The organism is Streptomyces sp. NPDC107581, assembly GCF_055657175.1.
Map to the genome: position 1 here is coordinate 261,353 of NZ_JBVKBH010000005.1, position 23,811 is coordinate 285,163.

Below are 23,811 nucleotides of genomic sequence, written 5' to 3' on the forward strand. Positions count from 1 at the left end.
GCAGCGTGCGGGAGGATTTCAGTGAGAAGGCGTCAGCGGTGCTCGGGGCGCCGGTCGATCCTGGCGCGGTCCTCGGCAGTTCCGAAGTACTGGTCGATGCGCCGCGCGGCCTCGGCCCATTCCCGCATGGTGTGTACGGGTGTCAGCGTTTCCACGACGAAGGGATGACTGCGCCGGGCGAGGGCCCGCTGCCACAGGGCGGCTGGATCCTCGTCGAGGATGTTTCCCACCGTGCCCTCGTAGATCGGCATGGCCCGCACCGCACCGTCCGGCTCCACCTGCAGGGCGGGCAGGGACCGGCCCTTGGCGAGGTCGTCGGGGTGCATCATCAGCATGCGGTTGTCCTCGACGGAGACGTCCAGCGTGTCCGGCGCGAGGGATCGCAGGTGTGCGAGGTGCCCGGCGCTCGCGATGTGGCGGATCCGGTCGTCGTCGAGGAGTTCGTGGTCGGCGAATCCGGTCCGGTTGGCCAGCCCGGAGGGCACCGTCACGCCGAAGACCAGGTGCCGCATGGCGGGAAAACGGGGTGCCATGTCGGTGAAGAATGCCTCGAGTTGATGGATGTTGCTCCGCATCAGTGAGCAGTCGATCCCGAAGGTCGCGATGTCGTCGCCGCGCGCGGCGAGGCTGTGGGAGACCTCGTCGAGGAGAGTGAGCGTCCTGATCGCACGCTCGAAGGAACGGGCGCGGCCCCTGATCCTGTCGTGCACTTCGGCCGTGGCGCCGTCCAGACTCACCGCGATGCGGTGGAAGACGCTCAAGAGGTCTGCGGCCAGGGCCCGGTCGACGTTCCACCCGCTGGTGTAGAGCAGTACGGGGATGCCCGCACGCGATATGTGCCGGGCGACGTCGAGCAGGCCTTTGACGAGGAGGGGCTCGCCACCGGTCAGGGCGATTCCCAGCGGACGCAGCGAAATCAGCGCATCGGCCACGTCGAGGATCCGTGCACGGTCGAGTTGCCGGGACGGCCGCCGGCCGGACTCCGAATAGCAGTGCACACAGCGCAGCGGACAGGCATACGTCATGTCCCAGATGACGTCCGTGGGGCCGTTCGGTGTACTCATCGGATACTCCCCTCCCGCACATCCCGTTCGCACGGCGGCGGCCCGGGAACCGCTCGCGGATCGACCGTAGCGGTGCCCGGGACGATGGAACGAGGAGCATTCCGCTGAGCGGAACGGGATGCTGTACGCGGTTCTGCGATCCCCGGCCGCGCATACCCCCACCAGCTGGTTTAGCGGCATGACATCGGACGTCCATCGCCGTCGCCTTCACTGGTTCCAGGAGCGGAAAGGGGGTTGGCCCCATGGCGGGACAGGGGTCGGCGGACCGCAGGGCCGGGGAGCCACCGTTACCCGGACGAAGCGTCCTTGAGGGGGCGTTCGCCCTGCTGGAGTCGCTGGCGGAGACGAGCGAGGCGGGCCTGGCCGCACTGTCGGCGAGCAGCGGCCTGCCCAAGACGACCGCGTACAGGCTGCTGGAGCAACTCGTCGGGCTCGGTGCCGTGGAACGCAGCGGCACCCGCTACCGGACGGGGTCGCGGATCTTCCGGCTGGGGTGGGGATGGCAGCCGCATCCCGGGCTGCGGGCCGCGGCCCGGCAGCCGCTGCGGCAGCTGGCGGGTGCGACCGGTGCGAGCGTGTGTCTGTGCGTGCTGCGCGAAGGGCGGACGATGGCGGCCACGGGGATTCCCGGCATCGTCGACGAGCTGGCTCCCCTGCGGGCCGGCGCGACCTGGCCGTGGACCACCGCGGCGGGAAGACTGCTGGTGGCGACGGGGCCGCAGGCCCTCCTGATGGGCCCGCTGCCACCGTCCTGGAAGCGGCAGGCGGCGGACATCCGGGACAACGGGGTGTCCGTGGACCGCGAGGAGCTGGTGCCCGGGGTGTGCTGTGTCGCCGTGCCGGTGGCTCCGCCGCGCGGCGAAGTCGTCGGCGCCCTGTGCGCGATGGTCGACCCCGCACGTGATCTGCGCCGGCTGACGCACATCGTCACGCAGGCGGGCCGGGCGATCGGCGCGGGCCTGCGTCATGCCTGCTGACAGTGCGACGCCGGTCCACGCCCTGCCCATGCACCTGATCAGCCTCGCCGCCTGCGGCCGGCCCCCTCCCGGAGCCGTCCGACTCCGCACCGGTATCGGCGGCTTGCCGCGTACGGGGCCGTGCGGCGGGCAGGCCTTCCTCGGCCGCCGCACGGGACGGGGGTGCGGTTTTGGCCCGCGCCTGCCGCGGACGCTCCCGCCGCGGCCGCACGGGGTCGCGGTGCGCCGCGGTCAGGTGGCGGCGAGCGGCTCGAGATGGGGCGACGGCGCGGGCCTGCCGGTGTGGAGGTGCCTGGTGACCTCGGTCAGGTCGGTGATGAACATCCCCGCGAGCTGGGCGGTGAATCCGGTGCGCACCACGAGACGCAGGACGGAGACGTCCTGGCAGGGAGCGGGGAACGTATAGGCGGGCAGGTGCCAGCCCCGTGTGCGCATGGCCTGGGAGACGTCGAAGACGGTCAGGCCCGTGGTGCCGGGCGCCAGACGGAAGGCGAAGGCCGGGAGTTCGGAGCCGTCCGTGATCAGCTCGTAGGGAGGAATGCTCCGGATCCGTGCGGCAAGTGCACGGGATGTCGTACGGCACTGGGCCGCCAGGTTCCGCAGGCCCTCGAAGCCGTACCGGAGAAAGCTGTAGTACTGCGCGACGACGTGGGCTCCCGGGCGGGAGAAGTTGAGGGTGAAGCTGGGAGAGCGGCCGCCGAGGTAGTCGACCTCGAACACCAGGTCGTCGGGGAGGGCTTCGGCGTTGCGCCACAGGGCCCAGCCCAGGCCGGGGAAGACGTGCCCGTACTTGTGTCCCGAGGTGTTGATGGAGGCGACGCGTTCGAGCTGGAAGTCCCACATGAGACCCGGGTCGAGGAAGGGGGCCACCAGGGCCCCGGACGCGCCGTCGACATGCACGGGGATGTCGGTTCCGGTGGCGGCCTGGTACCCGTCCAGGGCCATGCAGATGTCCGCGACGGGCTCGTAGGAGCCGTCGTACGTCGATCCGAGGACGGCCACGACGCCGATGGTGTTGTCGTCGCAGTAGGCGGTGAGCGTGTCGGGGGTGAGGTGGTAGCGGCCCGGTTCCATCGGGACGTAACGGGGTTCCACCTCGAAGTAGTTGGCGAACTTCTTCCAGCACACCTGGACGTTCGCGCCCATGACGAGGTTCGGGCGTGCGGTGTCCTTGCCCTGGGCGCGCCGGCGGTCCTGCCAGCGGCGCTTGAGGGCGAGACCACCGAGCATGGCGGCCTCGCTGGAGCCGGTGGTGGAGCAGCCGCGCACCTGCTCCGGGCGGGGCGCGTGCCACAGCCGGGCGAGCATCCGCACACAGCGGTCTTCCATCGCGGTGATCTGCGGGTACTCGGCCCGGTCCGCGAGGTTCTTCTCCGCGGTCTCCGCCATCAGCTGGCGCGCGTGCGGCTCCATCCACGTCGTGACGAAGGTGGCGAGGTTGAGCCGTGCGTTGCCGTCGAGCAGCAGCTCGTCGCGCACGCGACGGCAGATCAGGTCCGGCGACGACTCCGACTCGGGCAGCTCGTCGACGGGGAGGAGGAGGTGGTCGGCGGGGAGGACGAGGTTGCCGGCGGGCGGTTGGCCGAAGCCGGGGGAAGCGGTCAGCTTGTCGAACGCAGTTTCGGGCATGACGTCGGTATTCGGAATGGGCATGAGTGCCTCGATACCTTTCTTGGTCCGTGCGGCCCACGTACATTCCGACGCTAGATCTCTCCGCGGTCCGACATATGTGCCGATTACACCGATCCAGCGACCGATTTGCATACTGATGAACTGGATTTTCCCCTGTGCATACTGGCAGACCCGCCAGAGAGGTTGCGGCCCACCGAATCTCGGCCCGGCAGCCCCGTCGGCCGTCGCAGCGCGTCACCCGGGGAGCGGAGCGCACAGGGGCTGAGAGCACAAGGGCTGAGAGCACCGGGGGCCGCACGAGCCGCCCGCGCCGTGCAGGAATCCGGAGGCCTGCCATCGGTTCCCGCAGGCCGAACGGGGTCAGCGAGCGGATCGGTGCCATGCCGTCTGCTCCCGCTGCGCCCCGGTCGCGCCCTACCCCACTTCTGCGGTGCCCCGCACGCTCGGGGACATGGGGGACATCGACAGCATCATCCCGTTGCCCGGCCCGGGTCCGGAGGATCCCGGCAGCCACCCGCCGGCACCTCCGGCCCATGGGAGACCACCGACCGCGCCCAGGCCGCCCGCGACGGCGCCACCGGCCCCGAACCACCTCGGCCGCCGGTCTGCCCCCAGTGCGGGCTCACCGGCGATCGCAGGGCTACGTACACGGGCCGGCACATCCTGCTGGAGCCCCGCCTCACGGTGCCCGCGCACCTCGTTCCCGGCGGGCACCGGTGGCAGGTCGACAGCAACGGCACCGCGTGGAACGGCGGTCTCGACGAACCCCCGCCCGGCGCCACCTGCCGGATCCCGCACCAACTGGCCTGCCCCGGGTCGCCTCCGGACGAGGTCCGGCCGTGGCGGTGACCGACCGTGGCGGTGACCGACCGCGGCCGGTCGGTACGGCGCACACCTGGCACAGCACCGAGCGCACGAGGGTTCCCGCCAAAGGAAGTTGCGCACGGATCGCGGTACAACCCTGGAGCCATGTGACGGGTCTTCACCACCGTACGAACCCATTCGGATTTCGTACTACTTCATCCAACAGGGGGACACATGAGCTTCGTTCACCAGCGCACCCGCGGCGTCATGGCCGCGGCCTGCACGCTCCTCATGGCGGCCGGCCTCGGGGCCGCCGGCGCGGGCGCGTCCAGCGCCGGCACCGCGGCACCGCGGACCCACCTGATCGCCTCTTCCGTCCTCGGGAGTGACTACAAGGTCACCCTGACCGCGCTGCGGTCGACGGAGGACCAGAACGCGGCCTCCGTGCGGCTGCAGGTCTTCCGGCAGGCCGACGGCACCTGGAAGGAGTCCGACCGGGTCACCGTGGGCGATGTCGACGGGTGGTTCTGGTACCCGCTCACGGGCAGCGGTGCCGTCTGCGAGTTCTCGACGGCGAGCACGGAGCCCGCGCCGCTCACCGTGAGCCTGCAGATCACGCCGTCGATCGGCTGCTCGGCGCCGGCGCACTACGTCGTGAAGCAGGGCAGGGTGTTCGCCGGCTGACGGCCGGCCGAGCGACGTGAGGACCGCGGTCCGGCCGAAGGCGTGGGCGAAGGCCGTGGAGGTGCCGGCGCCGCGCTGCAGGAACACGGCGAGGACCGCGGTGCCGAACGCGGTGCCGAACGCGGTGACAGGGCGGCGCGGGCCGATATTCGTTTCGTACCGTGCCGGCAGCGCCCTACTGTGGCGCGGTGACGACTCGGATGATCATTCTCAACGGTGGTTCCAGCTCAGGGAAGTCCGGAATCGTACGCTGTCTGCAGGCCGTACTGCCGGATCCGTGGCTGGCGTTCGGGTGCGACTCGTTCGTCGAGGCCATGCCCGCGAGGATGCAGGCCTCGGAAGAAGGCATCTCGTTCTCCGCCGGGGGCGAGGTGAGCTTGGGGGCGGACTTCCGGGCATTGCAGGCTGCCTGGACCGACGGCGTCGTGGCGATGGCCCGCGCGGGTGCAAGGATCGTCATCGACGACGTCTTCCTCGGCGGAGCGGCATCCCAGCAGCGGTGGCAGCAGGCTCTGGGCGGACTGCCCGTGCTGTGGGTGGGCGTCAGATGCGAGAGTGCGGTCGCCGCGGGCCGTGAGATCGCACGAGGGGATCGTGTCCGGGGGATGGCCGTGTCGCAGGCGGATGCGGTGCATCAAGGGGTGTCCTACGACCTCGAGGTCGACACGACGCATGCCGAGTCCCTGGTGTGCGCGCACACCGTCGCCGCCCGCGTCCGCTGAGTCGCCGGGCCGCCTCCCGACGGCCCGGCCGGCAGCCGGACGCCGCTCGAGCTGCCGCGGTGCAGGGAGCTGCCCGACGACCCTGGACTCGGCGTCCGCCTGCGCGACGGCCCCGACCGGGGCGGCGAGGCGGCGGGTGAGGGCACGGAAACGTCGCGTTCACGACGGCGGGAAGCGGCGGTAACAACGACTTCCTAGCGTGACGGGCCGTGGGATCAGAGTCGCTTGCACGGCCGCGCACGCCTCATGACGGTCCGTCGGCTCCCCGTCCTGCCGATGACGCCGAGCGGGGCTCTTCCCTTCATCGAAGCACCCGCACCAGCACCATCGGGAGGCGCGACATGAGCACCACCGAGTCACGGCTGTCACCGACAGGCACGACGAAGACCACCGAGGGCCAGGCGGTCGAGGAGACACCGACCGAGGACCAGGCGGTCGGGGGAACACCGGCCGAGGACCAGGCGGTCAAGGAGACGCTGGAGGACTACACCCTCCGCTTCGCGCCCCGCAGTTACCGCCGCTGGACCCCCATGGTCGTGGCGACCACCGCGCTCGGCGGCATCGCCTACATGGCCGACTTCTCCATCGGCGCCGGCATCGGCCTGGCGCACGGCACCGGCAATGCGCTCGTGGCGATCGCCGTGGCCGCCGTCGTCATCTTCGTCACCGGATTCCCGCTGGCGTACTACGGTGCCCGCTACAACATCGACCTCGACCTGATCACCCGCGGCTCCGGCTTCGGCTACTACGGCTCGGTGCTGACCAGCGTCATCTTCGCCAGCTTCACCTTCATCTTCTTCGCCCTCGAGGGCTCGATCATGGCCCAGGGCCTCAAACTCGGCCTCGGACTGCCGCTGTGGCTGGGCTATCTGGTCTCCACGCTGATGGTCATCCCGCTGGTGATCTACGGCATGAAGGCGCTGAGCAGGCTCCAGGTCTGGACGACTCCGATCTGGCTGCTGCTGATGGTCGGTCCGCTGGTCTACCTGGTCACCACCGACCCCGGCACCGTCGACCGGTTCCTCGCCTACGCCGGCACGGACGGCAACGGCGGCGTCGACACCGCGTCCGTACTGCTCGGCGCGGGCGTCTGCCTCTCCCTCATCGCGCAGATCGGCGAGCAGATCGACTACCTGCGCTTCATGCCGCCCAGGACGGAGGAGAACAAGCGCACCTGGTGGGCCGCCGTGGTCATGGCCGGCCCCGGGTGGGTGGTCCTCGGTGCGCTGAAGCAGGCCATCGGCGTCTTCCTGGCCGTCTACATCCTCGCGAAGGTCGGTCCGGCCGCCGCGACGGAGCCGATCCAGCAGTTCCGTGGCGCCTTCGACGCGATGATGCCCTCCTGGATGGTCGTCCCGCTGGCCGTGGCACTGGTGGTCATCAGCCAGATCAAGATCAACGTGACGAACGCGTACTCCGGTTCGCTGGCGTGGACGAACTCCTTCACGCGCGTCACCAAGCACTACCCCGGCCGCATGGTCTTCGTCCTGGTCAACCTGGGCTTCGCGCTCGCCCTGGTGGAGGCCGACATGTTCAGCTTCCTCAACAGCATCCTGGGCTTCTACTCGAACTGCGCCATCGCCTGGGTGGTCACCGTCGCCACCGACATCGGCATCAACAAGTACGTGCTGAGGCTGTCGCCGCTCCAGCCGGAGTTCCGCCGGGGCATGCTCCATGCCGTCAACCCCGTCGGCGTCGTCGCCTTCGTCGCGGCTTCCGGCCTGTCGATCGCCATGTACTTCCATCTGCTGGGCGACTCCCTGCAGCCGTACTCCCCCGTCGCCGCGGCCTTGATCGCCTTTGTCCTCACTCCCCTGATGGCCGTCGTCACCAAGGGCCGGTACTACCTCCGCCGCGCCGACGACGGCATCACCGAGCCCCTCCTCGACGCGGACGGCAACCCGAGCGCGGTCACCCTCGACTGCCACGTCTGTCACCAGCCGTACGAGCGCCCCGACCTCACCGCCTGCGCCACCCACGACGCGGTGGTGTGCTCGCTGTGCCTGAGCACGGACAGCGCCGGCGATCATGTGTTGCCGGCGCAGGTGTTGCCGGCCTCGGCCCAGAGGTAGTCGTCCCCGGCATCGTCCGCACGGCTGACGGGGGTTGGCCCCCGCCCTCGATCTCCGCGACGGCACGGTGCGCCGGCGACGTCGGCCGACCCTTGCCGCGGTGAGTGCGGTGCCGACCGCAGTGACCGTGGCGGGTCCTGGACGGCTGCTCGTCGGCACCGGTGACGGGCGGGTCCTGGACGGCTGCTCGTCGGCACCGGTGACGGGCGGGACCTTGGTCGTCCGTCGGTCGGGCGGTCGCCTGCCGCGCCGGGCGCAGACCGATCGCGGCAGCCGGAATCCGGTTCGATCGAGTCCGGTTTCATTCATATACTCGTACGAGGTTTTCAAGGGAGGGACATCGACACAGTGAAGCTTGCCGAGGCGCTGGCAGAACGACCTGGAAGCGTGCACACACCGAGGGCCGGCGGTTACCGGCCCACTCCTGGCGCGTGAAGGGCAACGCAGGGGTTCGACTCCCCGTCAACAGTGCAGCTCAGCATCGCGTACAGGTAATGGTGCACAACGCACAGCACATCACCACGTGCAGATCCAGGACGGCGAGGGCGGGTTCGGGGTTTCCACAACTCGTTGGACGAAGCACCAGAGGATGCGGTCGGCGAGGATGCGGTCGGCGGCGACGGGTGCGGGCGCGGTCAGGTTCTGACCGCGCCCGCACCCGTGTTCAGCTCCGGTCGTCGAGACCCCGGTCCTCCAGGCTCCGGTCGTGGAGGCCGAGGAGCGGGCCTCGGGCGTGCAGCAGTTCCCGCAGGTCGGGGATCTGCCTCCAGGCCAGACCGCATTGGCGTGCGGCGAACCTGAGTGTGCAGTACCGGGCGCCGTCGGCGGCCTCCCGGATCACGCCGAGGGCGTGTGCGGCACCGGCGGGCAGGGGCCCGGGCCTCGGCGGCGCCGGGATGCCGTCCGCGCGGTGTTCGCGGTTGATCTCGTGGATGCCGGTGATCTTCTCGGACAGGTCGGCGGCTTCGGCCAGGGTGACCGGCCTGCTCTCGGCCAGGGCCCGGGCGACGGGATTGTGGGCCATCGCCTCGGCCAAGGGCAGGTGGTGGATCCGGGCGGAATCATCGCTCAGGTCCAGCTGCCGGTCGACGGTGCGGACCGTTCCCCGTACGCCGTGCACGGCGGCGGCGAACAGCGCGGAGGCCTCCGACGGATGCCACGCGAGGGCGCCGGCCGCCTTGTCCGCATCGGCGGCCTGCACCGTGAGGCCGGGGCCGGGCAGCCGTTCCAGGAGTTCACCCCGGGGGATCTCCCCGTCGACGCCCGGCCCCGCGACGTACACGGTGGCCGGTGCGCCGGCGAGGTGACAGGCGGCCATGGTCAGGGCGTCGACCAGGGGCGAGCACAGGGTGGCCTCACGGCCGTGCGTGAGGATGTCCCCGCCGATGTCCACGATCCGTACGTGCTCGAACCCGCGGGCCAGTGCCTGGCGGATCTGGTCCGCCAGGGCGCCGAGGCCCTGCCACGGGTCCAGGAGCAGCAGCCGCGCGGGCAGGTCGGCGGCGAGCCCCGGCAGTGTGGATCCGGCCGGGGGCAGCACCCCTGTCGACGCGCCGACGAACACCCCGGCCGCGCTGGTGGCGAGGCGGGTGAAGTCACGGAAGCCGAGCGGTCCGGGAGTGGGGTCGACTTCGAGGCGTTCCCAGGCGTAGGTGGCGATGGTGGGCCGGGTGCCGGGGCTGATGACGGAGGCGGCGACGCACGTGCCGAGCGGGTCGCCGCCGCCCCCGGCGGCGACGTACAGATCGCTCACGCGCTGTCCTTGAGGTCGATGCCGGTGATGCGGACCGGTACGGCGCCCATGTTCTTCTGGGCACGCCGGTTCGCGGCGTGCAGGCCTTCGTAGTATTCGCGGTCGAGGCCCTTGACGTTCTCGGAGTAGAACATCCAGGACAGGACGTCGCGGTACTTGAAGCCCTGCGGGGTGAGCTGGACGCGGTTGCCGAACCGGTGGATGAGCCCGTTGTGTTCGGCCGCGTCGAGGACCGCTTCGACCTCGCCGCGGATCTTGTCGAGGCCGTGGTGTTCGAGTTCGCCCAGGTTGAGATCGAAGGTGTCGAGGACGAGGCGCTTTCGGACCAGTTCCTCGTCGGACAGCTCGAAGCCGGTGGTGGGCTGGAGTTCGTGGTTTTTGGCCTTGCGGATGTAGTCGGCGACCTCGGCCGCCGACGGCTTGACCGAGCCGGTCATGTAGTCGAGAACGCTGGTGTAGGAGCGGGCTCCGACACCGAGGCCGAGCAGCGGTACGCCCTGGAAGGTGAGGACCTTCTGCACGTAGCCGCCGCGTCCGGGCTTCTTGTAGCGGACGGAGCCCTCCTGCACATAGCCGTGGTCGGTGAACACCTTGCGCGCGTAGTCGTAGCGCTCGTACAGCTCGGGCTGCCACATGTACTGGTAGGCGCCGGTCTTGGAGAACCAGGCGTCGGGGCGGACGGTGAGGAAGTAGGTGGAGATGGTGGTGGGGCCGAGCCCGGCCAGCTCGTCGACCGAGTGCCGCCAGGTCTCGGGCGTCTGACCGGAGAAGCCCATGATGAGGTCGGTGGACAGGTCCGGCAGGCCGAGCTCCTGGACGATCCGCACGGCCTCGCGGATGACGTCCTCGCCGGCCTGGCCGCGCCCGGCTTCCCGGATCTCCTTCGGGACCAGCGACTGGATTCCGATGTTCGCCCGGGTCAGGCCCATCTGCAGCAGGCGGGCGAACCCGTCCGGGTCGGCGACGATCGAGTCCGGGGTGGCCTCCACCGCGACCTCTTCGGTGGTGGACCGCCAGTTGGGGTAGACCTCCGTGAGCGTGTCGAAGATCTGCTCGAAGTGCCGTGTCGACAGCAGCGCCGGTGTGCCGCCGCCGATGTAGACGGTACGCAGCCGGCGCGCCCGGATGATGTCCGCGTGATCCCGGATCTGCGTACACAGGGCGTCGGTGTACGCGTCGTAGACGGCCTGATCGGTCGAGATGATCGTGTACAGGTTGCAGAAGCCGCACTTGTATTTGCAGAACGGCACGTGCAGGTACAGGTTGAGCGCCGGGGTCCTGTGGTGGAGCAGGTCGCGGTCCCAGACCTCGCGGATGCCGAAGGCGTCGCCGTCCAGCGGCCGGTAGGTGGAGCGGGGCGGGTAGGAGTACTGGTAGGGCGGGATCACTCCCTGGTCGATGTACTCGGCGAGCTGGGTGCGCAGGCTGTTCACGGTGAACTCCCCCGTTCGGGCTGTTCGTTCAGTGACCTTGCACCTGCGATTCGAGCACGCAACGTTTTGTTGAAGCCATGGGCAGGGACCACCAACTCAACCCCCTCGTCAGCGCTTTGATTCGGGGTTTGCTCCAATGAGCCGTCATTCCAGGCGTGTTGATTTCGGACGTCACGCCGGTGGACGGTACAATGCCGCCCCGGCTGTAGTGATCCAATGGACACCTACAGGGGGAACCCGCCCACCGGCGTACTCGTCATCGAGCCGATGGGCAACGCCGGACGCTTCCTCGTCGAGGCCGCCCACCAGTTGGGCATCAGCCTGTACGCGGCCACCCACAAGGACATCTACGACACCTATCCGGCGTGGCTGACCGGCGCACTCACCGACGTCTGCTTCACCGACCTCGCCGACACCCCCCGCGCCCTGGCGGACATGCAGGCCTTCTGCCTGAGCCGCCCCGTCGCCGCCGTCGGCGCATGCTGGGAACTCCTCAGCCACCTCGCCGCACCGCTCGCCGGAATGCTGAGCCTGCCGGGCAACGATCCCCTGGCCGCACAGGCGCCCCGCAACAAGATCGTCATGGCGGAGGCGTTCGGTGCCGCCCGGGTCCCCGCCCCCCGCTGGGCCGTCGCCCGGGATGCCGAGCAGGCCCACCACGTCGCCGCCTCGCACGGCCTGGGCTGGCCCCTGGTCGTCAAGCCCGCCGAGCAGGGCGGCTCCTGGGGCGTGCGCGTGGTCGACGGCCCCGACCAGATCACCGACGCGGTGGACGCCGCCCAGCAGTTCGCGAGGGCGCTCCCGCACGGTCTTCCCCTGGATCGGCGCGTCCTGATCCAGGAATACGTGCCCGGCGAGGAGTACTCCGCCGACACGGTCGTGGTCGGCGGCGTCCCCTACCCGCTGCCGGTGGTCCGCAAGGACACCACCTCCGGCCGCCACCGCATCGAGACCGGGCACACCTGCCCCGCCGGCCTCCCGCCGGGCCTGGTCCGCCGTGTCCAGCACACCGCCGCCCGGGCGGCCCTCGCCGTCGGCATCCGCAACGGTGTCGCCCACACCGAACTCAAGCTCACCCCGGGCGCCGTCGACCCCGTCGTCATCGAGACCGCAGCCCGGCTGCCCGGCGGGAACCTCTGCGAACTCGTCGAGGCGGCCACCGGTGTCAGCGAGGCCGCCGCCTACCTCCAGGCGATCACCGGACAGATCCCCGACACCGCCCCCACCCGGCAGCAGGCCGCGGCGATCCGCTTCGTCCTCGCCCCCCACGCCGGAACCCTGCACGACATCCGCGTCCCCGCGGTGCCCGGCACCCGGCACGAACTCCACGTGGCCCCCGGCCAGTACGTGAACGGCCCCGCCGACTCGTCCGCGCGCCTCGCCCACGTCATCGCCACCGCCTCCGACCCCGGTGAAGCGGCCCGGCTCGCCGAACAGGCCGCCGCCCACACCCTCGTGAAAGTGAGCTGAACCCCGTGAAGAAGATCGCGTTCCTGCGCTCCGTGGACATCCAGCGCGCCGACCCCTACATCCAGCAAGCCGTCACCGAACTCGCCGCCGAGGACGTCCACTGCGGCCTCTTCCACACACATGGCGACGCCACCGACGCCGACTTCCCCGGCGAACGCATCCGGATCGCCTGGGACATCACCCCGCACGCCCTGGCCGAACGGGTCACCGCGTGGGGCGCCGACGCCGTCGTGTCCATCAGTCTCCCCTGCGAGAACGCCGTACGCGACGCGGCCGTCAAGCAGATCCTCGAACAGACCGGCATCCCCACGATCATGACGCCGCTGGCCGCCACGCTGCTGCTGACCGACAAGTGGGAGACCAAGCAGTTCCTGCTCCGCCATGGCCTGGACGTGCCGGCAGGCTTCCGCGCGGACTCCGACCTGCTGGCCGGACGCGGCCTGCCCGTGCCCGGCTACGCCGACGCCCTGCGTCTGCAGGCCGCCCGGACGGGCTACCCGCTGCTGTCCAAGCCCATCTGGGACTCCACCAGCATGGGCATCCGCGCCCTGACCGGGCCGGCCGACCTCGACGCCTACCTCGCCGACCCGCCGCCCGTCTCGGCCGTGATCGAACAGGCCCTCACCGGCGACCTGTGCTCGGTCGACATCGTCGGCGAGCCCGGCAACCACCGCGTCGGCCCGCTCGTGTGGACCGGCCGTGCCGGGGCGAAGCCGGTGTTCACCTTCGCCGACCTCCGCTGGTGCGGTCCCCGTCCCCGTGAGGACGCCGACTTCCGGCCCGTCGCCGACCGGCTCGCGGCCGTCTGCACCGCCCTGGACGTCACCGGCTCCGTCAACGTCGACATGATCTACACCGACGGCAGCTACCAAATCCTGGAGTTCAACCCCCGCATCGGCGGCGCCACCACCCTGACCTGTGCCGCCTCCCGCACCAACACCTTCCGCACGCTCGCCCGCATGGCCCTGGGCACCGCGGCCCACGACCCGGCGGCGGGGCAGGGGCGCCGGTGGGCGGTCGAGTTCCTCACCCCGCAGGGCATCCCGGACCCGGTCCGCGACGAGTTCGCCGGCGCTCTCGACCTGGTCACCTGCCACGCGCTCGTCATCGACGGCCACGACCACGGTCACATCACCGTGTTCACCGCCGAGGAGGGCAGCGAGGAGGACACCGTCCAGGCCGTCAAGAACCTCCACGAGACCACCGGCTACCCGAACCCGGACACCGTGGACAAGATCAGCGCCCTGCTCACCCCGTGACGGCCACCACCGCAGCGGCCCGTCGGGGCAGGCTGGGGCTGCCCGCCCTCGCCGGGCACCGGCGGCTCGTCACCGGGAACCTCATCGACTCCGTCGGCAACGGCATGCTCCTGCCGCTGGGGCTGCTGTACTTCACCACCGTCCAGCGGCTGCCCCTGGCCACCGTCGGCACGGCCGTCACCCTCGGCCAGCTCGCCGCCCTGCCGGTCACCTTCCTGGCCGGATTCGTCATGGACCGGCGCAGCCCCAAGTACCTCACCACCAGCGCGAACATCCTCTGCGCCGCCGGATTCCTCACCTTCCTGACCGCCCGTAGCGCCTGGCAGGTCGCCCTCTGCCACCTCCTCGTGCAGTCCGGCATCAACGCCTTCTACACCGCCCAGCGCACGCTCATCACCCACACCACGCCGCCCGAGCAGCGCAGGGCCTGGTTCGCGTTCATGTCCTCGCTGCGCAATGCCGGGATAGGCGCCGGCGCCGCCCTGGCCGCAGCCCTCCTCGCCGTCTTCGGGACCCGTTCCCTGACCTGGCTCGTCGCGCTCGCGCCTCCCCTCTACCTGCTGGCCGCCGTCTGCTATGCCGGACTGACCACCACCCCGCCCCCGCCCGCCGACGAGGCGGCACCCCGCAACGTGAGCCGCGCCGACCACAACCGCCGCTACCTGCTCCTGGTGGCCTGCACCGTCCCCTACGTCCTCGCGCAGGCGATGCTGTCGGTCCTCATCGCGCTCTACACCACCCGCAGCCTCCATCTCCCGGCCTACGCCGCCAGCGTCCTCCTCATCGTCAACACGGCCTTCGTGTCGGCCCTCGGCACACCTCTCAACGCCCGCTTCGCGCCCGCACGGCCGCGCGCCGCCCTCGCACTCGGCCACACGCTGCTGATCGCGGCCATGGCTCTGTTCGCGGTCCCCGCGCTGCCGCTGCCGGGCTTCACGGCGTGGCCCGCGCTCCTGGCAGCCGTCGTCGTGTTCTCCCTGGCCGAGGTGTTCTTCTCCCCCGCCGTCAACGAGCTGTCGGTCACCCTCACCCCGCAGGCCGCCAAGGGATCGCGGCAGAGCCTGTTCCAGCTCTCCTTCTCCCTCGGATTCATCGCCGCCCCGGCCCTGTTCACCACGCTCCTCGCCCACGGGCGGCTGCTGCCCTGGCTGGCCCAGGCCGCCGCCTGCCTCCTCGCCCTCGCGGCCGTCCCCGCCCTCAAAGCCCCCAACCGGCACCGCAGAAGGAACCCACACCGTTGAACACCGAGATCGTCCACAGCATCCACGCCGTCGCACCGGGCGAGTGGGAACGCCTCGCCCGCCGCACCGGCAGTCTCTACACCTCCCACCGATGGCTCTCGGGCGAAGAGGACGACCCCACCGCGCGCCCCGCGTACGCCCTGGTCCGCGGCACCTCGGGCACCCTCCTGGCCGCCGCCCCCCTCTATCTCGTGCACGACGAACCCAACGCCAACTACCGGCCCACCGCCGACCCCGCGCCCCGCGTCATCGCCGGCAGCCGCCGCGGCTACCACAACACACCCCTGACCGAGCCCGGCCTCTCGGAGCACGGCCGCCGCCTGGTCCTGGAAGAACTCCGCGACACCATCCGCCTCTTCGCCCGCCGGCACGGCACCCACCACTGGTGGCCCTACCTCACCCGGACCGCCGCCGACCGGCTCGGCCCGCTCTATCCCGGCCGGCCCGAGTGCACCGAGGACGACGCCACCATCGCCCTGACCGGCAGCGGCTTCGCCGACTACCTCGCCGCCCTGCCCTCCAGACGGCGCGTCGCCGTCCGGCACGAGCGTGCCGCCTTCACCGACGCCGGACATGCCGTCAGGACCCTCCCGCTGGCCGACTGCTACGCCGACGCGGGGCGCCTGCTCGCCCTGCTGCAGACCTCCCACGGCCGCACCGGCGACACCGAAGACGTCATGGTGAAGGTGCTGCACCGGCAGGCCGAGGCCATGGGTCCGCACGCCCGGGTCACCGCCGGCTACCACGACGGCCGGATGACCGGCTTCGCCCTCTATTACCACTACGGGCAGACCACCTGGCTGCGCGCCGTCGGCATCGACCCCGACGGCGCGGCCCCGTTCGCCTACTTCAACCTGACCTACTACCTGCCGATCGAGGACGCCTACCGCAATCGCACGACGGCCCTGCACGTCGGCATGAAGGCCATCGCCGCCAAGCGCCTGCGCGGGGCCCGCACGTCACCGCTGTACCACCTGAGCGACATCCCGGCCGCCGGGTAGGGCGCCGCATCCGCACCGGTGCGGGTGAGGAGAGTGGAGCCATCCGCGGGAGGAGCAGCCCGGCCGGCGGGGCGACGCATGCTCCGGCGAGCCCGCCGGCGCGGCACCTTCCGCAGCGGAACGGATCCCTGTGGTGGGTGGAGGCCGGCATGGAGACCACCTATGCCGGCGCCGATTGCGCGAGGTGCCCGGTACGGTCCGAGGTGATGGCCCGGGTGACCGCCGAGATCCCTGGACCCGGCCGGCCGGGAAGCCGCGCCAGGAGGACCCGGCGGACCTCGGGAGGTGCGCCCTCCACACGCAGCAGGCTCACGCCGTGCGGCAGCAGCGCCGACATGCCGGCCGGGACGGTTGTCACCCCGAAGCCGCGGGCGACCAGATGGAGTTTCGTCAGCCAGTCCCGCGTGCTGTGGACAATGCGTGGCCGGCCGGGCAGACCGGGCCAGACACCGAGCATGGGTTCGCCGCTCGATGACGGGGTGGCGATCCAGGCGGCGTCGACGAGTTCGTCGACGTGCACCGCCGTGCGGCCGGCGAACAGGCCGGTGGCCGGCGCCCCTACGAGCAGTTCGGTGTCCTCGACCGTTTCGATGTGCAGCCGGGGGGACTCACCGTCCGACAGCCGGTGCGGCGGGCGGGACGTCAGCACGGCGATGTCGATCGAGCCCGCCCGCAGGGCGCGGAGCAGGGCGGGCGTGCTGCCCTCACGCGTCGTGACCGTGATGTGCGGGCCGGCCGTGGCGAGCCGCGTGAGCACGGCGGGCAGGATCGCGGCCCCGGCGCTGGGGAACATCCCCAGCCGCACCCGTTCCGTCCGTGACGCGGAGCCGGTGAGCTCGTGCTCGGCCGCCGCGACGGAGTCCAGGATCGTGCGGGCGTGCCGCAGCAGGGTCAGACCGGCGGGAGTGAGCTGCACCCCGTCGAAGCGGCGCTCGAACAGGACGGCGCCGGCACTCCGTTCGAGGGCGGCCGCCTGGCGTGAGACCGCCGACTGGGTGTAGCCGAGCCGGGAGGCCGCCGCGGTGAAGCTCCCGGACTCGGCGACCTGTCGCAGAACCCGCAGAGCCGTACTGGAGAAGTCCATGCGCACTACGCATACCACACATGCCAGATCTTCGCTTGGCGCATGCCCGGCGCGCTCCTAGCCTCAAGACCGACCCCCAAGGAGGCCCGCAGATGCGAGCAGCAGTCCTGACAGAATTCGGTGCCCCGCTCACCGTGCAGGAGACACCCGACCCCGAAGCAGGCGGCGGCGAGGTGACGGTCGAGGTCCTGGCGGCCTGCGTCCCGCCGTACGCCGCGGAGGTCTTCGACGGCCGTCGGAACTATCCCCTCGAACCCCCTGTCGTCCCGGGTACCGGCGCAGTGGGGCGGATCGTCCGCGTCGGCCCGGACGCCACCCGGCTGCGCGCAGGCGACCTGGTGTGGTGCGACTGCACGGTCCGCTCTCGTGACGACGCGCTGACCCCCGACATCACGCTGCAGGGCTGGAGCTCCCGAGGGGACGGCGGCGCCAGACTCTCCCGGCACCTGCACGACGGGGCCTTCGCCGAACTCATGCGGACCCCCACGGAGAACGCCTACCCGCTGCCCGCAGCGGCAGAGGCGAACCCGGCGCGCTGGTCCTCGCTCGGCGTGTACGTCATCCCCTACGGAGGACTTCTGGCGGGCGGACTGGAAGCCGGCGAAACGCTGCTCGTCAGCGGGGCCACCGGCAACCTCGGCAGTGCCGCGGTCGCCGTGGCGCTCGCCATGGGCGCGGCCCGGGTGATCGCGCCGGGCCGCAACCCCGCCGCGCTCGCCCTCCTCGCTGACCGGTTCGGCCCACGCGTCCGCCCGGTCGAACTGACCGGGGAGGAGGCCACCGACCGCGCGGCCATGTCCGCTGCCGCCGACGGCCCGGTCGACATGGTGATCGACCTGCTCCCGCCCTCCGCACCCAGCTCGGTGGCGCGTGCGGCGGCCATGACCGTCCGCGAGTACGGGCGCGTCGTCCTCATGGGCGGGGTCGGCATGCTCGGTGGGGCGGACCTCGCCCTCCCCTACCCGTGGATCATGCGCAACTCGGTCACCGTGCGCGGGCAGTGGATGTACCCGCGCCCGGCGAACGTCGGCATGGTCCGGCTCATCGCGTCAGGTGCGCTCGATCTCGCTCCCGAGCGGGTCCGGGCCTTCTCCCTCGACGCCGTCAACGACGCCGTCGAGTACGCCGCCGCGCACGGCGGTCCCTTCGACCGGACCGTCCTCACCCCGCACGCCGGCTGATTGACGGCTGCTCCGGCAGGGCCCCGGCCGGGGAACCCGGCGCAGCCGCCGGCTTCGCGTACGGCCGTCTCCTCATGGCGGGCCCGGACTAACCGGGGGTGGCCGTAGCCCCGGCCGTGCGCTTCTCCGCCGAGCACGTCGAGGCGGACACGGTCCGCGAACCGGTGGCGGCCACGACGTGCTCGGGGGGCTGCCGGAGAACGGACCGCACCCGGGGATACCGAGAGCGACTCCAGGTCCGCACGACCACCCACTCGGTCTACCAGCGGTACCAGCGGCCCCTGCGGCCGCCGCCGCCCGCAGGACGGACCACGAAGCCCAGCAGCCAAAGGACGAGCACGATCACGGCGATCCACCACAGCGCCTTCAGCGCGAAGCCCGCGCCGAAGAGGAGCAGGGCCAGGAGAAGAACCAGAAGCAAGGGAACCATTGTCATCAACCTCCTGGCCACCGAATGCCCTTGCTCCGACCCTCCACGCACACAGACTGCGAGTTACTTTCACGCCGGAAGGGGCATGTACGCGCGGGGCGACCGAGTGGTGTTCCTTCCTCTGCGCCGTGCCGCAACTGTTCACCACGCGGACGGGCACGGCATGAGTACTCCTACTCAGAACACCCGCAGGAGCCCGCCGCGGTCGGGGGGCCGGCTCCGAACGGCGTCCACGACTCTCGGCCGGCGCCCTTGAGCAGGCCGAACGCACAACACGCACATGGTCGTTAGTGTGACCGGGTGACGGAATTCAGGGTCCTCAGTGACAGCACGGAATGGCAGCAGGACTTCGAGCGGCGGCGACGCGTCTCGTACACGGCGTCCGGTCTCGGTGCGGCCGCGGTGGAGCGCATGCTCGACCATGCACGCGCCGACCTCGGAGACTGGACCGTGGCCGAGATCGCGGACGCCGGGAGCCGGGTGGGATACGTCGCCGCGGTCGTGGCCGAGGGCAACGGCGTGCTCGCGGGCCGCATCGGCGACCTGCACATCGAGCCGCGCCACGCCGGACAGGGGCACGAACAGGCCGCTCGGGACTGGGCCGAGGGATGGTGTGCGGAGCGCGGCGCAAACCGGCTGAGCATACGTCTCACCGAGCCCGCCGGCGAGCTGTTCGACGGGTACCGTGTCCGCAGCCAGCTCAGGACGCGGCAGGTCGGTTCCCCGCCGGAAGCACTCGACGGCTTCTCCGCACGGCCGATGGCACAGGCCGAATATCCCGAGTGGCTCGCCTCCGAGAAACTCGCCTACATCGACGACATCGTCCGGTCGGGGGCTCTGAGCCGCGAGGAGGCCGTACGCAAGTCCGACCGTGACTTCGCGAAGTTGATTCCGGAGGGTCTGGCGACGCCCGACAACACGTTCCTGGTGCTCGAGGCGGCGGGCGAGCCGATCGGCACCGGCTGGCTGCGGCACGGTCACCTGCCCGGGGTCACGTTCGGGTACTCGCTGCACGTCCAGGAGCAGCACCGCGGCAACGGGTACGGGAGGGCCGCGATGGCGGCCGGCGAACAGGCGGCGCTCGCAGCCGGCGACTCGGCGCTGATGTTCACCGTGTGGGGTGGCAACGAGGTGGCGATGAACCTGTACACGAGCGCCGGCTACCGAGTCGTCGAGGAAGACCGTTCGACCGACCTTCCGCGCTCCGCGAGCTGACGCAACCGACCACAGCGGGACGAAACCGCCGATCCGCTGGTCGAGTTGCCGACCGGCCCGGCCGCTGCTCGGCCTGCACCTCAACTGTCCCTGTCGGCCTCTCGGGGACAAGGCATCCTCATGCAGAGCGCGCATTCGCCCGACGGCGACGTTCCGTCGCAGAGCGCCGTGTCCGGTCCGCAGAAGGCGGTCGGGGACGTGTGGAGAACGCGCCGAGCACGAGGATGGCCAGCCCGCAGCCGGTGATGGTCCACCAGGCGGCCTGCCGTGCTCCGGCGGCGACGACGGCGCCGATCACCGCGATGCCGAGTGCGGCGCCGACCTGGCGGCTGGTCGCGGCGATCGCCGCGGCCACTCCCGCCTGGTCGCGCGGCAGGCCCGCGACGGCCGTGTCGGTGATGGGCGCGTTGACGAACCCGAAGCCCAGCCCGAACAGCGCGTACGCCACCCACAGGAGCGAGCCGGCGTGGTGGGCGGAGTGCGTGGCCGGCACCGCGAGGGCGCCGCCCGCGGTGATGCCGAGCCCGGCGAGCAGCAGCGGGATCCGGGTGCCGCGGCTGCCCACGATCCGCCCGGCCAGCGGCGGACACACCAGGCAGGGCACTGCCATCGGCAACAGCCGCACGCCCGTCTGCAGGGCGCTGAGCCCCAGTACCTGTTGGAGGTAGAGGGAGTTGGCGAAGAGGAACCCGCCGAGCGCGCTGAAGGCGCACACCGCCATCATCGTGGCGCCGCTGAAGGACGGGCTGCGGAAGAGCCGGGGATCGATGAGCGGTTCGTCGCGCCGGTTCTCGTACGGTACGAGCCAGGCGAGCGCGCCCGCCGCCGCGCCGAGGCAGGCCACGATGACAGGCGCCGTCCAACCGCGCCCTGGCGCCTCGATGATGGCGTAGGTCAGCAGACCGAGGGCCGCGATCACCAGCAGCTGGCCCACCGGGTCGATCCGGCGGGGCCGCGGTGCGCGGGACTCCGGGACGAAGGCGACGGTGAGCAGCAGCGCGGCCACTCCGATCGGCACGTTCAGCCAGAACACCGACCGCCACCCGGCCGTCTGCACCAGGACGCCGCCGAGGATCGGTCCGCACGCCATGCTGATGCCGACCACACCGCCCCACACGCCGATGGCGCGTGCCCGCTCCCGGGGCCCGGGGAAGGAGTTGGCCAGGATGGCCATGGCGACCGGTGTGAGCATGCAGCCGCCGAGCGCCTGCGCCATGCGGAAGGCGATCAGCCAGCCCAGCCCCGGCGCCAGGCTGCACAGGGCCGAGCCGCCGGTGAACAGCACGAGACCGGCCAGGAAGACGCGCCGTCGCCCGAGGCGGTCGGCCGTGGAGCCGGCCAGGATCAGCAGCGAGGCCAGCACGATGGTGTAGGCGTCGAGGGTCCACTGCAGGCCCGCTACCGAGCAGTGCAGGTCGTCCTGGACGGCCGGCAGGGCGACGTTGAGGATCGTGGTGTCGAGGCTGACCAGGAGCACGCTCATACAGCAGACGGCGAGGACCAGCGCCCTGCTGCGGCGGCCGGGTTCGGGCATGGGGACCGCTCCCGGGCCGTCAGTGCTGCGGCCGGTCGGTGGCGTGAGCCTCGGCGAAGTCCCATACCACGGGCAGGAATTGATCGGGGGTCTCCACCTGCGGCATGTGCCCGGTGCCTGTCAGCAGCCGGAACTCGGCGCCGGGTATCGCCTGCGCGTACGCCCGCCCGTAGTCGGCGTCGACCACCTGGTCGCTCGCGCCCCAGGCGACGAGGGCCGGGTGGCCGACCTTGGCCAGCCGCTCGCTCAGGGTGGGATCGGCCATGGCGTACGCACCCGCGTAGACCTCCAGGGCAGCACGGTTCGCGGCCAGTACCGCGCGCTGTGCGTCGTCCAGCGCGCTTGGGTCGAAGCGGAACTTGGAGGGGTCGTGGAAGGAGAGCCGGGACAGCTCGACGGGCGTCAGACCGAAGGTGTCGGCTATCGGGTGGCCGTCGACCGGGATACCGACGGCGTTGACTATCGTGACGCTGCTGATCCGGTCGCTGCCGAGTGCCGCCAGTTCGGCGGCGATCCAGCCGCCGATGGAGTTGCCCACGACGGCGACGTCCCGCAGATCGAGGGCGTCGAGCAGCCGCGCGTAGACCTGGGCCAGCGTCGCGACGTCGGTCAGCCATGCGGGACGTGCGGTTCCGCCGAAGCCGGGGTGGAAGGGAGTGAACACCCTGGCCGGGCGCTGCTCGGCGAGCAGTCCCGCGAACGGCAGCACCGTCTGCGGGCCACCGCCTCCGTGCAGGAGGAGGAAGGGGTGCCCCCGGTCGCCGGACCGCTCGACGGTGACGTCGAGGGTGCCCTGTTCGAGCGTGAGAGTGTGGGTGCTGGTCATCTGCTGCTCCTCAAGTGGGCTGTGCTTCAAGCGGGTGGTCGCCACGAGGGCCGTCGTCGCCGGCCGTGTGGACGGGGTGCGGGTCAGGCGTAGTCGACCGCGGGCTCGGTGGCGTAGCGGCTCATCACCGTGACGGTCGACTCGGGGGTCAGCTCCTGACCGGCGGCGATCATGTCCCGTAGGTCGCGGAAGTACTGCACGTACAGGTCGGGCGTGAAGGTGTTGAGCATCACCGCGGGTGTGTCACCCGGGTTGGCGAAGGTGTGCGGTGCGCCGGGCGGGATCATCGCCAGCGTCCCGGCGGGCGCCACGTGCGTCGTCTCGCCGACGGTGAAGTGCACGGTGCCGGAGACGACGTAGAAGCCCTCGTCGTGCTCGGCGTGCCGGTGCTGGGGCGGGCCCTCGGTGTGGGGAGCGAGAGTGATCTCGCCGATGCCCAGGCGGTGCCCGGTCGTGGTGCCGTCCTCCAGGATGCGCATGCGTGTGGGACCCAGCTGGATGGCCTCGCCGCCGTCAGGACCGACCACGGAAACCTCTGTCATGACTGACTCCTTCATGAGAGCGAACTCTCAGGAGAGTAGACGTCCGGGTCGCATTATGCAAGTGCACTCTCATAAAGAGAGTCAGGCGCTATGATGATGGCGGTACCTACAGCAGAAGGGGTTCACGATGACGGCGGCACAGGCCGGAAGCGGTCGCACGAACCAGAAGCAGCGCACCCGCATGGCGATCGTGGCGGCCGCACGGGAACTGATCGGCACCGGCACAGAGGTGACCATGCCCCTGATCGCCCACGCGGCCCTGGTGTCCGAGGCCACCGCCTACCGGTACTTCCCCGATCTCCCCTCGCTGATCAGCGAGGCGCTCTCCGGCGTCTGGCCGCCTCCGGCGGAGGCGCTGGCGCCGGTCGCCGAGTCCGCCGACCCTGTCGAGCGCATCGCCTTCGCCTGCGAGTTCCTGCTCCGCGGCATCCTCGTCCGCCAGGGTGCGGTCCGGGCGATGATCGCCGCCACGATCACCCGGCCCGATGACGTGAGCGCACGTCCGGGCATCCGCTTCGGCCTGATCGACCATGCGCTCCAGCCGCTCGAAAGCACCCTGGGGGCAACGGATCCGCAAGCGTTCGCCCAGCTCAAGCGAGACCTCGCCGTGGTCGTGAGCGCCGAGGCGCTCTTCACGCTCACCGATCTGTGCGGCCTCGGCCCGGACGAGGCCGTCGAGAGCGCCGTACACACCGCAACCACCCTCACCCGAGCGGCAGTACGCCCGTAGGGCGGAGTCCGCAGGAAGCGGCGCCGGCGGCGGCCGTGTCGAAGGTCAGGTCGGTGCGGCCCATGAGGAAGGGCGCCTTCTGCGTGCCGGGGACGGTGTGGCCGCCGCCGTCGACCGTGTGGAGGGACATGGACCGGCACCCGGCCTCGCGGTCGTG

General features: G+C 71.1%; 22 protein-coding genes. 12 read left to right on the plus strand and 10 right to left on the minus strand.

Features of this window, described 5'->3' with window-relative positions; translation table 11 throughout:
• Positions 1–32: 32 nt before the first annotated feature.
• The gene (locus ACZ7P3_RS14480; RefSeq protein WP_472081365.1) at positions 33–1,064 is read right to left on the minus strand and encodes a radical SAM protein; all 1,032 of its coding nucleotides are present in this window, start codon (positions 1,062–1,064) and stop codon (positions 33–35) included.
• 242 nt (positions 1,065–1,306) lie between these two features.
• Between ACZ7P3_RS14480 and ACZ7P3_RS14485 the strand changes: the two genes are divergently transcribed.
• Positions 1,307–2,041 carry an IclR family transcriptional regulator gene (locus tag ACZ7P3_RS14485; protein WP_472081367.1) on the plus strand — a complete coding sequence of 245 codons (735 nt, stop codon included), beginning with the start codon at positions 1,307–1,309 and terminating at the stop codon, positions 2,039–2,041.
• A gap of 231 nt (positions 2,042–2,272) precedes the next feature.
• On the opposite strand, the gene ACZ7P3_RS14490 is transcribed toward ACZ7P3_RS14485, so the two are convergent.
• Entirely contained in the window at positions 2,273–3,694 is a 1,422-nt protein-coding gene (locus ACZ7P3_RS14490; RefSeq protein WP_472081369.1) for a glutamate decarboxylase, read from the minus strand.
• A 354-nt stretch (positions 3,695–4,048) separates the two neighbouring features.
• Here ACZ7P3_RS14490 and ACZ7P3_RS14495 point away from each other — a divergent pair, with 354 nt between their 5' ends.
• From ACZ7P3_RS14495 to ACZ7P3_RS14510, 4 genes are all read left to right on the plus strand, one after another.
• On the plus strand, positions 4,049–4,522 hold the full coding sequence (locus tag ACZ7P3_RS14495) for a DUF6083 domain-containing protein (protein ID WP_472081371.1): 474 nt from the start codon (positions 4,049–4,051) through the stop codon (positions 4,520–4,522).
• Positions 4,523–4,711: 189 nt separating this feature from the next.
• Complete coding sequence (locus ACZ7P3_RS14500; RefSeq protein WP_472081373.1) at positions 4,712–5,161, plus strand: hypothetical protein; 450 nt, start codon at positions 4,712–4,714, stop codon at positions 5,159–5,161.
• Between the two features lie 188 nt (positions 5,162–5,349).
• On the plus strand, positions 5,350–5,883 hold the full coding sequence (gene cpt / locus ACZ7P3_RS14505; RefSeq protein ID WP_472081375.1) for a chloramphenicol phosphotransferase CPT: 534 nt from the start codon (positions 5,350–5,352) through the stop codon (positions 5,881–5,883).
• Between the two features lie 341 nt (positions 5,884–6,224).
• Positions 6,225–7,955, plus strand: a complete 1,731-nt coding sequence (locus tag ACZ7P3_RS14510) for an allantoin permease (protein ID WP_472081376.1) — start codon at positions 6,225–6,227, stop codon at positions 7,953–7,955.
• A gap of 664 nt (positions 7,956–8,619) precedes the next feature.
• Here the strand turns inward: ACZ7P3_RS14510 and ACZ7P3_RS14515 are convergent.
• Together ACZ7P3_RS14515 and ACZ7P3_RS14520 are read right to left on the minus strand one after the other, a co-directional pair.
• Complete coding sequence (locus ACZ7P3_RS14515) at positions 8,620–9,708, minus strand: DUF1152 domain-containing protein (protein ID WP_472081378.1); 1,089 nt, start codon at positions 9,706–9,708, stop codon at positions 8,620–8,622.
• Positions 9,705–11,141 carry a coproporphyrinogen-III oxidase family protein gene (locus ACZ7P3_RS14520; protein WP_472081380.1) on the minus strand — a complete coding sequence of 479 codons (1,437 nt, stop codon included), beginning with the start codon at positions 11,139–11,141 and terminating at the stop codon, positions 9,705–9,707. Before ACZ7P3_RS14520 ends, ACZ7P3_RS14515 begins: the two co-directional genes overlap by 4 nt.
• Positions 11,142–11,357: 216 nt before the next feature.
• Here ACZ7P3_RS14520 and ACZ7P3_RS14525 point away from each other — a divergent pair, with 216 nt between their 5' ends.
• Genes ACZ7P3_RS14525 through ACZ7P3_RS14540 form a run of 4 tightly spaced genes read left to right on the plus strand, consistent with a single transcriptional unit; the run spans position 11,358 to position 16,112 of the window.
• Positions 11,358–12,611, plus strand: a complete 1,254-nt coding sequence (locus tag ACZ7P3_RS14525) for an ATP-grasp domain-containing protein (RefSeq protein ID WP_472081382.1) — start codon at positions 11,358–11,360, stop codon at positions 12,609–12,611.
• Between the two features lie 5 nt (positions 12,612–12,616).
• A complete protein-coding gene (locus ACZ7P3_RS14530) occupies positions 12,617–13,870 on the plus strand; it encodes an ATP-grasp domain-containing protein (RefSeq protein ID WP_472081384.1) in 1,254 nt (417 codons plus the stop codon).
• Positions 13,867–15,111 carry an MFS transporter gene (locus ACZ7P3_RS14535; protein WP_472081386.1) on the plus strand — a complete coding sequence of 415 codons (1,245 nt, stop codon included), beginning with the start codon at positions 13,867–13,869 and terminating at the stop codon, positions 15,109–15,111. The genes ACZ7P3_RS14530 and ACZ7P3_RS14535 overlap by 4 nt, the downstream gene beginning before the upstream one ends.
• The gene (locus ACZ7P3_RS14540; protein WP_472081388.1) at positions 15,108–16,112 is read left to right on the plus strand and encodes a peptidogalycan biosysnthesis protein; all 1,005 of its coding nucleotides are present in this window, start codon (positions 15,108–15,110) and stop codon (positions 16,110–16,112) included. Before ACZ7P3_RS14535 ends, ACZ7P3_RS14540 begins: the two co-directional genes overlap by 4 nt.
• A 160-nt stretch (positions 16,113–16,272) precedes the next feature.
• Here the strand turns inward: ACZ7P3_RS14540 and ACZ7P3_RS14545 are convergent, their stop codons facing one another.
• On the minus strand, positions 16,273–17,196 hold the full coding sequence (locus ACZ7P3_RS14545) for a LysR family transcriptional regulator (protein WP_472081390.1): 924 nt from the start codon (positions 17,194–17,196) through the stop codon (positions 16,273–16,275).
• Positions 17,197–17,288: 92 nt separating this feature from the next.
• Here ACZ7P3_RS14545 and ACZ7P3_RS14550 point away from each other — a divergent pair, with 92 nt between their 5' ends.
• Entirely contained in the window at positions 17,289–18,377 is a 1,089-nt protein-coding gene (locus ACZ7P3_RS14550; protein ID WP_472081391.1) for an alcohol dehydrogenase catalytic domain-containing protein, read from the plus strand.
• Between the two features lie 259 nt (positions 18,378–18,636).
• Here ACZ7P3_RS14550 and ACZ7P3_RS14555 read toward each other — a convergent pair whose 3' ends face one another.
• Positions 18,637–18,807, minus strand: a complete 171-nt coding sequence (locus ACZ7P3_RS14555; protein ID WP_472081392.1) for a DUF5670 family protein — start codon at positions 18,805–18,807, stop codon at positions 18,637–18,639.
• A gap of 300 nt (positions 18,808–19,107) precedes the next feature.
• On the opposite strand from ACZ7P3_RS14555, the gene ACZ7P3_RS14560 reads away from it, so the two are divergent.
• On the plus strand, positions 19,108–20,022 hold the full coding sequence (locus ACZ7P3_RS14560; protein ID WP_472081393.1) for a GNAT family N-acetyltransferase: 915 nt from the start codon (positions 19,108–19,110) through the stop codon (positions 20,020–20,022).
• Between the two features lie 118 nt (positions 20,023–20,140).
• On the opposite strand, the gene ACZ7P3_RS14565 is transcribed toward ACZ7P3_RS14560, so the two are convergent.
• From ACZ7P3_RS14565 to ACZ7P3_RS14575, 3 genes are all read right to left on the minus strand, one after another.
• Positions 20,141–21,556 carry a DHA2 family efflux MFS transporter permease subunit gene (locus ACZ7P3_RS14565; protein ID WP_472081394.1) on the minus strand — a complete coding sequence of 472 codons (1,416 nt, stop codon included), beginning with the start codon at positions 21,554–21,556 and terminating at the stop codon, positions 20,141–20,143.
• Between the two features lie 19 nt (positions 21,557–21,575).
• A complete protein-coding gene (locus ACZ7P3_RS14570) occupies positions 21,576–22,382 on the minus strand; it encodes an alpha/beta fold hydrolase (protein ID WP_472081395.1) in 807 nt (268 codons plus the stop codon).
• 83 nt (positions 22,383–22,465) lie between these two features.
• Positions 22,466–22,924, minus strand: a complete 459-nt coding sequence (locus tag ACZ7P3_RS14575; RefSeq protein ID WP_472081397.1) for a cupin domain-containing protein — start codon at positions 22,922–22,924, stop codon at positions 22,466–22,468.
• Between the two features lie 127 nt (positions 22,925–23,051).
• Here ACZ7P3_RS14575 and ACZ7P3_RS14580 point away from each other — a divergent pair, with 127 nt between their 5' ends.
• A complete protein-coding gene (locus ACZ7P3_RS14580; protein WP_472081399.1) occupies positions 23,052–23,654 on the plus strand; it encodes a TetR/AcrR family transcriptional regulator in 603 nt (200 codons plus the stop codon).
• Here the strand turns inward: ACZ7P3_RS14580 and ACZ7P3_RS14585 are convergent.
• Positions 23,629–23,784, minus strand: a complete 156-nt coding sequence (locus tag ACZ7P3_RS14585; RefSeq protein WP_472081401.1) for a hypothetical protein — start codon at positions 23,782–23,784, stop codon at positions 23,629–23,631. The genes ACZ7P3_RS14580 and ACZ7P3_RS14585 overlap by 26 nt on opposite strands.
• Positions 23,785–23,811 lie beyond the last annotated feature (27 nt).

Bases quoted from the DNA above. Each gene is read 5' to 3' on its own strand.
- ACZ7P3_RS14480 (WP_472081365.1), bottom strand. From the start codon at position 1,064: ATGAGTACACCGAACGGCCCCACGGACGTCATCTGGGACATGACGTAT.
- ACZ7P3_RS14485 (WP_472081367.1), top strand. From the start codon at position 1,307: ATGGCGGGACAGGGGTCGGCGGACCGCAGGGCCGGGGAGCCACCGTTA.
- ACZ7P3_RS14490 (WP_472081369.1), bottom strand. From the start codon at position 3,694: ATGCCCATTCCGAATACCGACGTCATGCCCGAAACTGCGTTCGACAAG.
- ACZ7P3_RS14500 (WP_472081373.1), top strand. From the start codon at position 4,712: ATGAGCTTCGTTCACCAGCGCACCCGCGGCGTCATGGCCGCGGCCTGC.
- ACZ7P3_RS14510 (WP_472081376.1), top strand. From the start codon at position 6,225: ATGAGCACCACCGAGTCACGGCTGTCACCGACAGGCACGACGAAGACC.
- ACZ7P3_RS14525 (WP_472081382.1), top strand. From the start codon at position 11,358: ATGGACACCTACAGGGGGAACCCGCCCACCGGCGTACTCGTCATCGAG.
- ACZ7P3_RS14545 (WP_472081390.1), bottom strand. From the start codon at position 17,196: ATGGACTTCTCCAGTACGGCTCTGCGGGTTCTGCGACAGGTCGCCGAG.
- ACZ7P3_RS14550 (WP_472081391.1), top strand. From the start codon at position 17,289: ATGCGAGCAGCAGTCCTGACAGAATTCGGTGCCCCGCTCACCGTGCAG.
- ACZ7P3_RS14555 (WP_472081392.1), bottom strand. From the start codon at position 18,807: ATGGTTCCCTTGCTTCTGGTTCTTCTCCTGGCCCTGCTCCTCTTCGGC.
- ACZ7P3_RS14565 (WP_472081394.1), bottom strand. From the start codon at position 21,556: ATGCCCGAACCCGGCCGCCGCAGCAGGGCGCTGGTCCTCGCCGTCTGC.
- ACZ7P3_RS14570 (WP_472081395.1), bottom strand. From the start codon at position 22,382: ATGACCAGCACCCACACTCTCACGCTCGAACAGGGCACCCTCGACGTC.
- ACZ7P3_RS14575 (WP_472081397.1), bottom strand. From the start codon at position 22,924: ATGACAGAGGTTTCCGTGGTCGGTCCTGACGGCGGCGAGGCCATCCAG.
- ACZ7P3_RS14580 (WP_472081399.1), top strand. From the start codon at position 23,052: ATGACGGCGGCACAGGCCGGAAGCGGTCGCACGAACCAGAAGCAGCGC.
- ACZ7P3_RS14585 (WP_472081401.1), bottom strand. From the start codon at position 23,784: ATGTCCCTCCACACGGTCGACGGCGGCGGCCACACCGTCCCCGGCACG.